This is a genomic window from Rothia sp. HMSC066G02 (genome assembly GCF_001813145.1).
Lineage (GTDB): Bacteria > Actinomycetota > Actinomycetes > Actinomycetales > Micrococcaceae > Rothia.
In genome coordinates, this window is sequence record NZ_KV811597.1 from 38569 (window position 1) to 53717 (window position 15149).

The 15149-nt window shown below is 61.8% G+C and carries 9 protein-coding genes; 1 reads left to right on the top strand and 8 read right to left on the bottom strand.

Features of this window, described 5'->3' with window-relative positions; translation table 11 throughout:
- Window positions 1–19: 19 nt before the first annotated feature.
- From pgsA to dapB, 6 genes are all read right to left on the bottom strand, one after another.
- Entirely contained in the window at window positions 20–667 is a 648-nt protein-coding gene (gene pgsA / locus HMPREF2894_RS06935) for a CDP-diacylglycerol--glycerol-3-phosphate 3-phosphatidyltransferase (protein WP_049345100.1), read from the bottom strand.
- A 200-nt stretch (window positions 668–867) separates the two neighbouring features.
- Entirely contained in the window at window positions 868–4065 is a 3198-nt protein-coding gene (locus HMPREF2894_RS06940) for an FtsK/SpoIIIE family DNA translocase (RefSeq protein ID WP_070678486.1), read from the bottom strand.
- 246 nt (window positions 4066–4311) lie between these two features.
- Window positions 4312–6027, bottom strand: a complete 1716-nt coding sequence (locus tag HMPREF2894_RS06945) for a ribonuclease J (protein ID WP_070678489.1) — start codon at window positions 6025–6027, stop codon at window positions 4312–4314.
- A gap of 382 nt (window positions 6028–6409) precedes the next feature.
- Window positions 6410–7345, bottom strand: a complete 936-nt coding sequence (gene dapA, locus HMPREF2894_RS06950; protein WP_070600699.1) for a 4-hydroxy-tetrahydrodipicolinate synthase — start codon at window positions 7343–7345, stop codon at window positions 6410–6412.
- Window positions 7346–7537: 192 nt separating this feature from the next.
- A complete protein-coding gene (locus HMPREF2894_RS06955) occupies window positions 7538–8200 on the bottom strand; it encodes a tetratricopeptide repeat protein (RefSeq protein ID WP_070678492.1) in 663 nt (220 codons plus the stop codon).
- 9 nt (window positions 8201–8209) lie between these two features.
- Window positions 8210–8980, bottom strand: coding sequence for a 4-hydroxy-tetrahydrodipicolinate reductase (gene dapB / locus HMPREF2894_RS06960; protein ID WP_070678497.1), 771 nt, complete (start codon window positions 8978–8980; stop codon window positions 8210–8212).
- 253 nt (window positions 8981–9233) lie between these two features.
- On the opposite strand from dapB, the gene HMPREF2894_RS06965 reads away from it, so the two are divergent.
- The gene (locus tag HMPREF2894_RS06965; RefSeq protein WP_070678499.1) at window positions 9234–11180 is read left to right on the top strand and encodes an acyltransferase family protein; all 1947 of its coding nucleotides are present in this window, start codon (window positions 9234–9236) and stop codon (window positions 11178–11180) included.
- Between the two features lie 209 nt (window positions 11181–11389).
- Here HMPREF2894_RS06965 and HMPREF2894_RS06970 read toward each other — a convergent pair whose 3' ends face one another.
- The gene (locus tag HMPREF2894_RS06970) at window positions 11390–12721 is read right to left on the bottom strand and encodes a M16 family metallopeptidase (RefSeq protein ID WP_070678502.1); all 1332 of its coding nucleotides are present in this window, start codon (window positions 12719–12721) and stop codon (window positions 11390–11392) included.
- 200 nt (window positions 12722–12921) lie between these two features.
- Window positions 12922–15141 carry a polyribonucleotide nucleotidyltransferase gene (locus HMPREF2894_RS06975; RefSeq protein ID WP_070678505.1) on the bottom strand — a complete coding sequence of 740 codons (2220 nt, stop codon included), beginning with the start codon at window positions 15139–15141 and terminating at the stop codon, window positions 12922–12924.
- Between the last annotated feature and the right edge of the window lie 8 nt (window positions 15142–15149).

The following is a 15149-nucleotide window of genomic DNA, read 5'->3' on the forward strand; positions in this document are numbered from 1 at the left end:
CACGCCACTCCCCTCGCCTCTAATGACCGCCGCCCTGGGAGGCCTGAGCCTGCAACCAGTTACGACGCAAAATATACGCATCACGCACATACACCAGGCCGGTCCACACGGTAATCGCGGTGACCGCGCCCATCAGAACCCAACCAGGAATCAGCCAGCCAAGACCCAGCTGGCCCAGCGGCAGAAGCATCAGCACCAGCGCCACCGTCTGCAGAACGGTCTTAATCTTGCCGCCCTTACTAGCGGCCATCACACCGTACTTAATGACGAACAGACGCATGATCGTAATGCCCCACTCGCGCAGCAGAATCACAATCGTGACCCACCACCACAGCTCGCCCAGCGCCGACAGCACAATGAACGCCGCGCCAGTGAGGAACTTATCGGCAATCGGGTCAGCAATCTTACCGAAGCTCGTAATCAGGTTACGCGAGCGCGCCAGGTAGCCATCCGCCCAGTCCGTGAGCATAGCAAGAATAAAAATAATCCACGCCAGCCAGCGGTGCGTCGGATCAGCGGCACCAAAAGTACCGCCCGCAACCAGGGCAACAATGAAGAAAGGAACCGCAATAATACGCAGAACCGTCAACACATTCGGCACATTCCAGTTCGAAGGCTTCGCTGTGCTGACCGCACCGGCGGGTGCGGAATTGCGAGCTTCACTCATAACGGCTCCTTACGGGTAGATGGCTTTCGACGGTGAGAGACCGCGTACGCACCGACACCTAAACGTATCGGGGATACGCAAACACCCCGTACCGTCCATTATACGTGTGCCGTAGCAGACATCACAGGGATGATACGGGGTGCATGTCGCACGCTCACTCAGCTGAGTGGACTCAGCCGAATGGATAGGGCGCTGAGGGGCTAGCGGCCGGTCAGCTGCCAGGCGTCCTCCGAGCCCTCATCATCGGGCTCATCGAAATAGTCGGTGACCGGCTCGCCCGGGTCCACGGCATTCGCGTAAGGGTCAGCAGCCGGAGGCTCCTCACCGCGAATACGCGCCAGGGTCGCCTGCAAGTCATCCGGGCGGATGAGCACCTCACGTGCCTTCGAGCCCTCCGAGGGGCCCACCACGCCCTGCGACTCCAGCAGGTCCATGATGCGGCCAGCCTTCGCGAAGCCCATGCGTAGCTTACGCTGCAGCATCGAGGTCGAACCGAACTGGGTCGTAATCACAATCTCCGCCGCCTGCAGCAGATCGTCGAGGTCATCGCCGATTTCCTCATCAATCTGTTTCTTCGCGGCAGAGACCATCACGTCCTCACGGTAGATGGTCGGCGCCTGCTTCTTCACGTGCTCAACCACGGCGTGAATCTCAGACTCAGACACCCACGCACCCTGAACACGCATCGGCTTCGAAGCACCCATCGGCAGGAAGAGCGCATCACCCTGACCGATCAGCTTCTCCGCGCCGGGCTGATCCAGCACCACGCGAGAGTCAGTGACCGAGGAGGTCGCAAACGCCATACGAGACGGAACGTTCGCCTTAATCAGACCGGTCACCACATCCACCGACGGACGCTGGGTCGCCAGCACCAGGTGAATACCCGCCGCACGCGCCAGCTGCGTAATACGAACAATCGCCTCTTCCACGTCACGCGGGGCGACCATCATCAGGTCGGCGAGCTCGTCAACAATCACCAGCAGGTACGGGTACTCGTGCACCGTGCGCTTGCTACCGGGATCGGGCTGAACTTTACCCTCACGCACCGCCTTGTTGAAGTCGTCCACGTGCTTGTAGCCGTAGTGGGCGAGGTCGTCGTAGCGGGCATCCATCTCACGAACCACCCACTGAAGAGCCTCAGCAGCCTTCTTCGGGTTCGTAATGATGGGCGTAATCAGGTGCGGAATACCCTCATAGGCAGTCAGCTCCACACGCTTCGGGTCAACCATCACCAGGCGCACTTGGTCCGGGGTTGCACGCATCAGAATCGAGGTAATCATCGAGTTCACGAACGAGGACTTACCGGCACCGGTCGCACCGGCGACCAGCATATGCGGCATCTTCGCGAGGTTCGCCAGCACGAAGCCGCCCTCAACGTCCTTACCCACACCCATGACCATCGGGTGCTGGTTCGCGTGAGCCTGCGGGGAACGCAACACGTCGCCCAGGGCCACGGTCTCGCGGTCCGTATTCGGAATCTCAATACCGATTGCGGACTTACCCGGAATCGGGGACAGAATACGAACATCCGGGCTCGCCACAGCGTACGCAATGTTCTTGCTCAGCGCGGTCACGCGCTCCACCTTCGTGGCGGGACCCAGCTCAATCTCGTAGCGGGTCACGGTCGGGCCGCGCGAGAAGCCGGTGACCTGCGCATCCACCTTGAACTGCTCCAGCACGTTCGTCAAAGCTTCAACCACGTGCTCGTTGACTTCGGAGGATTCCTTAGCGGGCGGGCCAGAAACCAGCATCTCCTCAGAAGGCAGCACGTACGCGCCGCGGGAGGACTGCACAACCTGCTCGCCGCGCGCCCGCTCGGTGGTCGCCACCTGAGTATTGTTCTGCAGCGGGCGGGATGCGCCAGCCTCGGGCGCTCGCGAAGCCGCGGGAGCCGCGTTCTTCGGGTGAGCACCCGGCGAGTGCATGCGGGTCGGAATCGGAGGCTGAGCCGCGGGTGCGGCAGGAGCCTGGGACGCGGAAGCCGAGGCGGCAGACTGCGCAGGGTTCACCACCTGGTGCGGCTTAGTCTGCGGTGCAGCTTCCTCAGAAGCGCCGAAGCCGTCATATGCCTCAACATCAAAGAGAGGCTCCTCGCCAGGAATACGGTTCACGCGGCCGTTCGCCACAGCGGCGCGCTGCACCTGATCCAGGCGGGCTGCGGGCGCATCCGACGCCTCAACGTCGAAGAGGTCAGGGCTGCTCGAATAAGCACCGTTCTGTGCAGAAGTACCCTGGGCGGACGTACCCTGCGCGGCCGGTGCCTGGTTGAGGCGACCGGGCAGACGGGACAGACGGTTCGGCTTAGCCGCCGGGCGCGTCTGCTGAGCGGATCCCTGCGCAGAATCCTGTGCAGAGTCCGCCGGCTGTACCGGCATCTGCGTGGTCTCCGGGTGAGTCTCATCCACCACGGCACTCACGAATGCTTCATCACCGGCGTACTCGTCCAGGGAAGAATCGGTCGACGCAGCGGGAGCAATGCCCAACCAACCGCGCAGACGCGAGAGCAGTCCACCAGACTTCTGAGCCGAGCGCGCCGGCTTCTCATCGTCACCGTACAGGTAGCTGCGGTCGTGCTCCTCAGCGTTCAGGTCCACGGTCTGAGTCGCATCCGAAGGGCTATCCTTCGCGGAGGTTCGAGTCGTGCCGTTCGGCTTCTCCCCCAGAGCCAAACCGACCAGGTGCAAAGTACGCGGCACCACCTGACGAATCGGAGTGTTCGTCAGAACCATCAGACCGGCAATACCCAGCAGCAGGTGAATCAGAATCTCAACGAACGCAATACCACCGCTCACACGCACAATGGGAGTGCCCAGCAGCACGCCAGCCACGCCACCACCAGCCCAGACGGCGTCAAAACCATCCGCGAAGGTCGGGTGACCCGCATGGCGAGCAAAGAACAGGGAGGTCGCCACCAGGATGATGAAGGAGCCCAACGCCACGCGGTTATTACGTTTAATCAGGTCGGGCCCACGGAAAACACACCACGCCATGATGAGGCAAAGCACCGGGACAAGCAGGGCGCCCTGACCGAAAATACCGCCCAGCATGGTGTGCCAGGCGTCCAGGGGCGCACGCAACAAACCGAGGGAGGTGTGGGCACGCCAGTTGTACCACTCCACTCCGGCGCTAATCAGGCCGAACAGCAGGATGGTGAGCGCGCCGCCGTCACGGCGGTCTTCGGGCGCAAGGTCGGTGCGCACCGCGCCAATGGAGCGGAAGAGCCCACCGATAGCGTGAGCGATGCTCAGCCAGACGGAGGAGATAGCGCCCGCTACAGGGTTCGCCGCGTTGGCACCGCGCTGGGCACCGCCTCGGGAGGTGGTGCGCTTGCGGGTGGTCTTCTTAGTGTTTGCTTTAGTAGAGGTCGTGTTACGACCCTTCGTGGTCCGTGGAGCCATACCTTTTAGGGTATCAACCTTCCCGTTAATGTACCGATTCTTTCGTTATCAGTGAGCTAAAAAGTGTGCCCCGCCCTGTGTCTGTGAGGGCGTTGATAGGGCGCTGATGAGGCGCTTCTCCCCTACCGCGTTCGCTTTCGCGTAGCTTTCGCGCATACGTTCGGTAGATACACAGCAGGCGGGGCCGACACAACGTATCGACCCCGCCTTTTCGCTGTTTACGGGCAGCTAGCCTCGCGCAGAGTATTAGTTCTTCGCGGCCTTCGAGGAGTTCTCAACAACCACGGGAACAATCATGGGCTTGCGGCGCAGACGGCGAGAAATCCAGGCACCGATGGTGCGGCGCACAATCTGCTGCAGCTGCTGCACGGTGTGTACCTTCTCGGGTGCGCGGTGCAGAGCATCCTCCAGAGCGGCGGTAATCTTCGGAACAATCTCGTCGAAGACCGAGTCGTCCTCAGCGATACCGCGAGCGTGAATATCCGGGCCGGTCACCACGCGCTTGGTTGCACGGTCCACGACGGTCACGATGGACACGAAGCCCTCTTCACCCAGGATGCGGCGGTCCTTCAGGTCGCTCTCGGTGACCTCACCGACGGAGCGGCCGTCAACGTACAGGTACTCGCAGGGAACCTCGCCCACCACGGACGCCACGCCATCGCGCAGGTCCACAACGGTGCCGGACTCGCAGAGCAGCACGTTCTTCTTCGGAACGCCGGTCTCCATCGCCAGGTCACCGCTAGCAATCAGGTGGCGAACCTCGCCGTGAACCGGCATAACATTCTTCGGCTTGAGGATGTTGTAGCAGTACAGCAGCTCACCCGCGGCAGCGTGACCGGAAACGTGGACCTTCGCGTTGCCCTTGTGCACCACGTTAGCGCCCAGCTTCATGAGGGCGTTGATGATGCGGAAGACGCTGGTCTCGTTACCGGGAATCAGCGAGGAGGCGAGCACCACGGTGTCGCCGGGCTCAATCTGAATCTTGTGGTCACCGTTCGCCATGCGCGACAGTGCCGCCATCGGCTCGCCCTGCGAACCGGTGCACATCATCACGATCTGGTCGGGGCGGTAGTCGTCAACCTTCTTCAGGTCCACCAGCACGTTAGCGGGGACCTTCAGGTAGCCCAGCTTCTCAGCAATGGTCATGTTACGCACCATGGAGCGGCCCACGAGCACGACCTTGCGGCCACGCTCAGCGGCTGCGTCCAGCACCTGCTGCACGCGGTGAACGTGCGAGGAGAAGGACGCCACAATGATGCGGCCGCTTGCGTCACGGAAAACGTTCGACAGCACCGGACCGATGTGCTTCTCGGTCGGGGTGAAGCCGGGAACCTCGGCGTTGGTGGAGTCCGGCAGGAACAGGTCCACGCCCTCCTCACCCAGGCGAGCGAAGTGGCGCAGGTCGGTGATGCGGCCATCCAGCGGCAGCTGGTCCATCTTGAAGTCACCGGTGTGCAGAACCTTGCCAGCCTTGGTACGGATGTAAACAGCCAGCGCGTCCGGAATCGAGTGGTTCACAGCAACGAACTCGCACTCGAACGGGCCGAAACGCTCCACCTGGTGTTCCTTCACCGCGAGGGTGTAGGGCTTGATGCGGTGCTCGGCGAGCTTCGCCTCGACCAGCGCCAGGGTCAGTTCGGAGCCGACCAGGGGGATGTCGGGGCGGCGGCGCAGCAGGTAAGGAACCGCACCGATGTGGTCCTCGTGGCCGTGGGTCAGCACCATGGCGACCACGTCGTCCAGACGGTCGACAATGTAGCTGAAGTCGGGCAGAATCAGGTCCACGCCGGGCTGGGACTCTTCGGGGAAGAGCACGCCGCAGTCAACAATCAGCAGCTTGCCGTTGATTTCGTACACGGTCATGTTACGACCGACTTCGCCCAGACCGCCCAGGGGCACCACGCGCAGGGTGTCCTTCTTCAGGCGGGGAGGCAGGGGAAGATTCGCTTCAAAGACGCTCATCGTGTGTCTCCTCTTTCTTCTATGTTTTCTTGTGATGTCTGTGATTCGTAGGCGACGCTTCGTACCGCAAGCACCCCAGCCGACTCTCATGTGCCGAGGCGGTGGTGCTGCCGGTGCGTCCAAATCACCGAAAGTATTCAAAAGTATTCGGGGCGTAGTGCTCGGGTGCCTCTGACTAAGTTGGACCCCTGTCTGAGTGGGAGCCGAATCATTGGGCGGTAAACCGCGACAATACGCCAGAGCGGACCCCTCACCTAGTGTTAGGTGTGGAGTCCGCATCCGTTGGCTACATCACTCGCCCCGAAAGCGGGGCGTAGGGTAGCCGAATTCCTCTATATATACGCTCCCGACGCCATTGCGTGCGCCGGGTATGCGTCAAAGTTTAGGAGTTCTTGAGGGTGTGAGCGATGCTCGAGGAGAGCAGGTCAGCTCGCATAGCCTGTGCCACCTCCGGCTCGGAGAGTACGTGCGGCAGGCGAACGACGGGCTCATCCAGCACACCCTGCCAGGAAAGAATTTCCTTGGCGGCAACGCAACCGGGCGCACGGCCCATAGTTGCGCGGACAATCGGAGTCAGTTCCAGGTGAAGACGCTGCGCCTCCACCAAATCCTGTGCAACAACAGCATCAATCAGGGCACGGAAGAGTGCGGGTGCCACATGTGCGGTCACCGAAACGAGGCCGACGGCGCCCATTGCCATCCAGGGAAGGGTCAGTCCGTCATCGCCGCTGTAGTAGTGCAGGTCGGTGGTTGCCATGACTTCGGTTGCGGCGCCGAAGTCTGCCTTGGCGTCTTTCACCGCTACAATACTATCAATTTCTGCCAGGCGGCGGTAGGTTTCGGGTGCGATGGGGATGCCCGCACGACCCGGAATATCGTACAGCATGACGGGGGTCTCAGTTGCTTGAGCAACAGTCGCAAAATGGGCGTAGACACCCGGCTGAGTCGGCTTGTTGTAGTAGGGGGTTACGACCAGCAGGCCGTCCACACCAATCTTTTCGGCGCGGTGCGCCAGCTCAATAGTGTGTGCGGTGTCGTTCGAACCAACACCGGCAATAATCTTCGCACGAGAGCCGACGGTGTCCTTCACGATCTGGAAGACACGCTCGTTCTCGTCATCGGTCATGGTGGAGTATTCACCGGTGGTACCGCAGACCACCAGACCGTCGTGGCCGTTCTCCACAAGGTAGTTCGCCAGGTCCGCGACCTGCTTTTCGTCAACGGAACCGTCCTTGGCGAAGGGGGTCACCATTGCGGTCAGGAGGCGACCGAAGACGGGCTCAACAAAAGTACCGGGGTTCGAAAGGTTCTCAGACATATGTCCAGAGTACGCCCGAAATGCAGATTTTTGCTATAGAACGCATAAATTTTCATACGTGTTCTACTATTCGGACTCTTTCAAACCCGCGGTACTTCCGCGAGAGCCTATGAAACCGGGCACACAGCCTCGGCGTTATCAACCACACATCAAAAGATATGCGGCATTGAGCGCAGATCACCAGGGCAACCCCTAGCGCATATCCTTCGTCTGACCGCCCGAACGCAACGCCCACGCATTACGCATCGCCGCGCGGGCACGCTTGCGCTCACCACCGGCATCGTACATGCACGCCAGGTTGAACCACGCCTTCCAGTTCTCGGGGTCCTGCTCAACCGCCGCCGCGAAGCCCTCAAACTCCACCGCCGCAGCCTCACGATCCACGCGACCCGCCGGGGTGCGAGGTAGAGTATCCTCCGCCAGTTCGCCTGACGCAGCCAGCTCCTGAGCCATACGCTGAATACGAGCACCGAAAAGCACCTCACGCACCAGCGCCCACGCACCCAGAATCGGCAGCAGAATCATACCCGCGCCGAGCACCATGCCAGCTGCCGAACCGGAGGTGAGCATCACAAAACCCTGCTGCGCAATATGCACCAGGTACAGTGCCAACAGTGCGCAGGTCAGCGCCGCGAAAGTCTTACCCCAGCCGCCTGCATCCACCGTCACGAAGACAGCGCTAAAAATCAGCACACCCAAAATAGAGGCACGCGCCGCCAAAGGCAGCGGCAGAATCAGCACGGTCAGCACCATCAGCACGCAGGCGCAGACAGTCCACAGACGCAACGAAGTCCACCAGGGGCTACGAGCCTCGGAAGGTACCGGCGAGGCGTCGGGTGAAGTCTGTTCAGACAATACTCTCTCCTAGGACAAATCCATGTAGGCGTCCAAGCCCACGCTCAAACCCGGATGCGCCGCCACCTCACGCACACCCAACAGCACGCCGGGCATAAAGGAGGTACGGTCAAAAGAATCATGACGAATCACCAGCTGCTGACCGGGGTCACCCAGCAGAATCTCCTGATGCGCCACCATACCACGCAGACGTACTGCATGTACGTGAATATCGTCGATTACGGCACCGCGCGAGCCCAAAGGATCGGAGGTGGTGGCATCCGGGCTTGCCCCCACGCCAGCCTCCGCGCGGGCGGCAGCCACCTTGCGGGCGGTGTGCACAGCGGTACCGGAGGGGGCGTCCACCTTGTTCGGGTGGTGAATCTCAATGATTTCTACCGATTCGAAGTAGCGTGCCGCCTTCGCCGCGAACTCGGTGGCGAGAATCGAACCAATCGCGAAGTTCGGGGCGATGAGCACACCCACCTCGGGGTGCTCGGTCAGCAGTTCGCGCAGGGAGTCCAGGCGCTCGGGGGTCCAACCGGTCGTACCAACCACCGCGTGCATACCGTGCTCCACCGCGAAACGCACATTCGCCTCGCTGGATTCGGGAACTGTCAGGTCAATAACAATCTCTGCGCCGGCATCGACCAGCTCCTGCAGGTCATCGCCACGGCCCAGTGCCGCCACCAGGTCCATGTCTGCGGAGGTGTTGACGGCGCGCACCGCCTCAGAGCCCATGCGGCCTGCGGCACCGAGTACCGCTACCTTCCAGATTTTTTCGTCGCCCTCGTGGGCCATCTTCTCTCCTCCGTAGCTTTTGTGCACCCCGACTATGGGGCAGACGCTGTGACGTACAGCCTCTATTATCCCCCGTGTGGGCGCGGTGCACGCCATCGCACACGCTGGGTGAGATACCCCGCGGAACCTCAGCGGTCTAAAAAGCGAAGTAATCTAACCGTCATACAAGCCGTTTAATACGCTATCTAAAGTTAGCAACCATATAATTAGGAAGTATTTCTATAATTTCCATCCTACGGAGTGCTTTGACAGTATGAAGTCCCTCTTTACCTCCTCCGTGCGTCCAGATGAGGCTAACCGGCGTTATATTCTGCCGGGTCTGGACGGTCTGCGAGCAATCGCCGTGCTCCTCGTGATGGTGTACCATTTCTGGCCCACCGTACTACCCGGCGGCATGATTGGCGTGGATATTTTCTTCGTCATCTCCGGTTTCCTGATTACCTCCCTGCTTCTGCGTGAAGGTGCTCTCACCGGCAAAATTGCCCTGGGCAATTTCTGGATCCGACGTGCCCGCCGTCTGCTTCCCGCCATTACCCTGCTGATTCTGGTCATGGGACCGGTCAGTCTGCTCATTGGCGGCGATATTCAGGTGAACCTGGGCCGTCAGCTCGCCGGTGCGGCGACCTTCTCGTCCAACTGGATTTCCATTTTTGCCGGTAACGACTACTTCGCGCAGACCTCCCCGGAGCTCTTCACGAACTTCTGGTCCCTGGCGGTGGAAGAACAGTTCTACGTGGTATGGCCGCTGCTGATTGTTGGCGCCGGCGTGCTGCTGCGCCGCCGCTGGCGTCGTTTTAGCGTGGTCATGGTGCTGGGTATTATTGCGTCGCTGAGCACCGCCACCGCTCTTCTGATGTCTGGCGCACCCATTAGCCGCGTCTACTACGGTACCGACACGCACCTGTACGGCCTGCTGCTCGGCGCCCTGCTGGCGTTCACGCGCCCCTGGTCGCTGTACCCGCCGCTGCAGCAGTCCGTGCTGTACCGTGTGGCTCAGCCCTTCGGCCTGGTCGCGTTCGCCCGCGTCATGATTAGCTGGCTGTCCCTGTTCGCGCTGATTCCCTACGCAATTCTGGTTCCCGAGTCGGCACCCGGCGCGATTCCCTGGGGTCTGTTCGGCGCCTCCCTGCTGGCGCTGGGCGTGATTCAGGGTATGCTGCCCGACATGCTCGCTGGTGCCTCCGAGATGCTGCGCCGCCTGCTGAACTTCGCGCCCCTGCGCTGGGTGGGCGAACGTTCCTACGGCCTGTACCTGTGGCACTGGCCGCTCGCCGTGGTCATGCACTACCTGATGGGTGCGGACCGCTCCCCGCTGGTAAACGTGGGCGTTTTGGTGGCGACCTTCGCGATTGCGGAGATGTCGTACCGCTGGGTTGAGACCCCGATTCGCCGCTACGGTTTCCGCGGTAGCGCTAATCGCGTGGTGGCGGCTTTCCAGTCTTCACGCACTAAGTTCCTGCCGGTTTCGGTGGCTCTTGCCGTTGTTGTGGCGGCTGCTTCGACCGGTCTGGCGGTGCACACCGCTCCGGCGATGACTACCGCCCAGCAGTCCGTTGAGGACGGCAAGCGTGCCGCCGCTGAACGCCTGAAGGCTCGTCAGGAGGCGCAGGCTGCGAGCGCATCGGCAAGCCCGAGCGCTGCGGGTAAGGACGCGAAGGCTTCGGCAAGCCCCTCGTCGTCGAAGGCTTCAACCGGTTCGGTGAACTCCTCGCAGGTGACCATTGTGGGTGACTCCATTGTGGTGGCGGTATCCCCCGAGCTGTACGACAAGATGCCCGAAGCGTCCATCGATGCGGCTGAGGCACGCACCATCGCCAAGGCCCTGCCGATTATTAAGTCCATGGGTGCCAACGGCCAGATTCGTAAGACCTTCGTGCTGTCGGTGACCGCGAACTCGACCATTCTGGACGGTCAGCTCGACGAGGTTCTGGCGGCTATGCCTGCCGATTCTAAGCTGGTGCTGGTCACCGGTTACGGTCCGCGCAACCTGACCTGGATTGACTACTCGAACGGTAAGATTCGTGAGTTTGCGGCTCAGCATTCTGATCGTGTGATTATTGCGGATTGGAACTCTACGATCCGCCAGGCTCTGCAGACTCAGAGCGGTCTGCTCTCCTCCGACGGTGTTCACCCGGAGGCCGCCGGTCAGGAGCTCTACGCACAGGTTCTGATGGAAGCTATCGCCAAGGCGCAGAAATAATAACGCGCAGAAGTAACGCGCTGGGGTAGCTCTCAGCAGTAGCTTTTCGGGTTCTGCCGCCTCATGCTGAGCGTCAAGAGCATCAGCGGCAGACAGCCCGTAAGCGCTGCTTCAGACAAAGAAAATGCCCGTTCCCTCCCCCTCATAAGGGGTGTGGGAACGGGCATTTTTGTGCCGTATAAGCGTTGTGCGTTAGGAATGTTCAGGGGTTAGCGCACGATGGTGGTAATCATCTGCTGCTCACCCAGGTACGCCGCCAAATCGCGAACCTCCTCCAGGGAGACCGCGCGAATCTTCTCCAGCAGTTCGTCGGTGCTGGTGAACAGACCCGAATCCAGTTCGGCGCGCCCCAGGCGGGACATGCGCGAGCCCGAATCTTCGCTGCCGAGCACGGTGGAGCCAGCCAGCTGGCCGCGGACCTTCGTCAGCTCCTCCTCGGTAATACCGGCGGTGGCGAGCTTATCGAACTCGTAGCCCATGACCTCGCGCACCTGCTCGGTCTTAGCGGGCAGGCAGCCCGCATACATGCCGAAGTAGCCTGCATCCGAGTACGCACCGGAGAACGCGAACGTGCTGTAGGCGAGGCCCCGCTTCTCGCGAATCTCCTGGAACAGGCGCGAGGACATACCCGCACCGAATGCACTGGTCAGCACGCTCATCGCGTAGCGGCGGTCGTCACCGGCGATAATGCTCGGGCAGCCCATCACAATGTTGGTCTGTTCGAAGCCCTTCTCCACCTCACGCAGCTCGCTCAGCGGAACAATGCCGCTGTCGGTGCGTACGCGACGCGGTGCCGGTGCCACGCCCTCCTGCAGGTTCCAGCCGTAGCGGGTCAGCGCCTCCAGCACGAGGCGGACCATGGTGCTGTGCTCCAGCGAACCGGCGGCAGAAATGACCAGGCGGTCCGGGGTGTAGTAGCGCTTGTAGTGCTCCCACACGGCGTCACGCGGCACCTCGGTAATCTCCTGCGGGGTACCGCCGATGGGGCGGCCCAGCGGGTTCTCACCCATGAGCTGCTCCACGAAGTTCTCGAAAGCAACGTCGGTCGGGTCGTCCTGGTCCATGGCGATCTCTTCGAGGATCACGCCGCGTTCCTGCTCCAGGTGAGCCGGGTCCAGCAGTGCGTTGGTGACCATATCGGTGATGACGTCCACCGCCATGGGTGCGTCATCGTCGAGCACACGCGCGTAGTAGCAGGTGTGCTCCTTAGCGGTCAGGGCGTTGGATTCGCCGCCTACCGCGTCGAAGGAGGATGCGATGTCCAGGGCGGTGCGGGTGCCGGTGCCTTTGAACAGCAGGTGCTCCAGGAAGTGGGTGGAGCCAAGCATGCCGGGGGCTTCGTCGCGGGAGCCGACTCCCACCCAGAACCCGATGGATACGCCGCGGGTACCGGGCATTTTTTCGGTAATCACGCGTACGCCACCGGGCAGGATGGAACGGCGCACCTCGTTACCGCCTACACCTTCGTAGATGAGGCGGCCGTGCTCGTAGTTGAGCTCTTCGGCAATCGCCTCAAGCTCGACGGGCAGGGAAATAGACATAGGGAGAAGAACCTTTCAACAGGTACGTCTGAAGGTAAGCATTCCCGCCCCACTGCCTGTAGGCAGTCCCACAGTTGGTGGGGTGGGTGAGCATCAAAAGATGCAGGGCAAGCACAGCGAAGGGGCGCCCGGTGCATCCGGCGGGGAGTGAACCGCACCGGGTGCGCCGAACGCCCCTCATCACTTAGCGGGGGTTACGACTACTCGTCGTCGCCGCCCTCAACGACCGGTGCCAGCGAGAGCTTGCCGCGATCATCAATCTTGGTGATCTCCACCTGGACCTTCTGGCCCACGGAGACAACGTCCTCAGCGTCAACAACGCGCTTGCCACCGTTGAGCTTACGCATCTCGGAGATGTGCAGCAGGCCGTCCTTACCGGGGGTCAGGGAGATGAAGGCACCGAAGTCGGTCACCTTCACCACGGTACCCAGGTAGCGTTCGCCGACCTCGGGAACCTGCGGGTTAGCGATAGCGTTCACTGCCGAACGTGCAGCCTCGGCGGAGGGGCCGTCAGCTGCACCGATGTACACGGTGCCGTCGTCCTCAATGGAGATGTCTGCGCCGGTGTCTTCCTGAATCTGGTTGATCATCTTACCCTTGGGGCCGATGACCTCACCGATCTTGGCGACCGGAATCTTCACGGAGATAATACGCGGTGCGAACTCGCTCATCTCGTCCGGTGCGTCAATGGCGCTGACAAGCACCTCGAGGATGTGCAGGCGAGCCTCACGTGCCTGGGTCAGTGCGCCAGCGAGTACGGATGCGGGGATGCCGTCGAGCTTGGTGTCCAGCTGGATAGCGGTCACGAACTCGGAGGTACCTGCAACCTTGAAGTCCATATCGCCCAGTGCGTCTTCCGCGCCAAGGATGTCGGTCAGGGCTGCGTAGCGGGTCTCGCCGTCAACCTCGTCAGAGACCAGGCCCATTGCGATACCTGCAACGGGTGCGCGCAGCGGCACACCGGCGTTCAGCAGGGACAGGGTCGATGCACAGACCGAGCCCATGGAGGTCGAGCCGTTGGAGCCCAGAGCCTCAGAGACCTGACGGATTGCGTAGGGGAACTCTTCGCGGGAGGGCAGCACCGGGGTGATTGCGCGCTCTGCGAGTGCACCGTGGCCGATTTCGCGGCGCTTGGGCGAACCCACGCGGCCGGTCTCACCGGTGGAGTACGGCGGGAAGTTGTAGTGGTGGATGTAGCGCTTGGACTTGAGCGGGTGCAGGGAGTCCAGCTGCTGCTCCATCTTGAGCATGTTCAGGGTGGTGATACCCATGATCTGGGTCTCGCCACGCTCGAAGAGGGAGGAGCCGTGCACGCGGGGCAGGATTTCAACCTCAGCGGTGAGCTGGCGGATGTCGGTCAGGCCGCGGCCGTCAATACGGACCTGCTCGGTGAGGATGCGCTGGCGCACGATGTGCTTGGTCAGGGCGGCGAATGCCACGTCAACCTCGTCGGCGCGCTCTTCGAATTCCTTACCCTCGCCGGTCAGGGCCTCCCTGAGGTCTTCCTTCAGCTCAGCTGCTGCTGCTTCGCGCTCCTGCTTACCAGCGATGGAGTACACCTCGACCAGGCGGTCTGCGGCGAATTCCTTCACGGCTGCGTCCACGTCCTCGCCGTGGCCGCCGAAGAAGGGCAACTCAAGAGCGGGCTTGCCGGCGCGGGAGGCCAGGTCAGCCTGGGCCTTGCACAGGGCGGCGATGAAGGGCTTAGCGGCTTCCAGACCCTGGGCGACGACCTCTTCGGTGGGGGCGGTCTGGCCGTCTTCCTTGATGAGCTTCCAGGAGTTGTCGGTGGCCTCAGCCTCGACCATCATGATGGCGACGTCTTCGGTACCGTCAGCCTTGGTGACGATACGACCGGCAACAGCCATGTCGAACACGGCGTTTTCCAGCTGGGAGTACTTGGGGAAGCAGACCCACTGGCCGTCAATCAGTGCCATGCGCACGCCACCGATGGGGCCGTTGAACGGCGCACCGGACAGGGAGGTCGATGCGGATGCAGCGTTGATTGCGAAGGTGTTGTAGATTTCGTCCGGCTCGTAGGTCAGGACGGTCACGACGACCTGCACCTCGTTGCGGATGCCCTTGGTGAAGGCGGGGCGCAGCGGGCGGTCAATCAGGCGGGCTGCCAGAATGGCCTCGGTGCTGGGGCGGCCTTCGCGGCGGAAGTAGGATGCCGGGATCTTGCCGGCTGCGTACATGCGCTCTTCCACGTCCACGGTCAGCGGGAAGAAGTCGAAGCCATCGCGGGGAGACTTGCCGACCACGGTTGCGGAGAGCAGGGTGGTCTCGTCATCGATAGTGACGAGCACCGAGCCGTTAGCCTGCTTGGCGAGACGGCCGGTTTCAAAGCGCACGTGGCGCTTACCGTGAATGCCGTTGTCGATTTCGACTTCAGCAAACTTGATTTCGGGACCTTCCACGGTTCCTT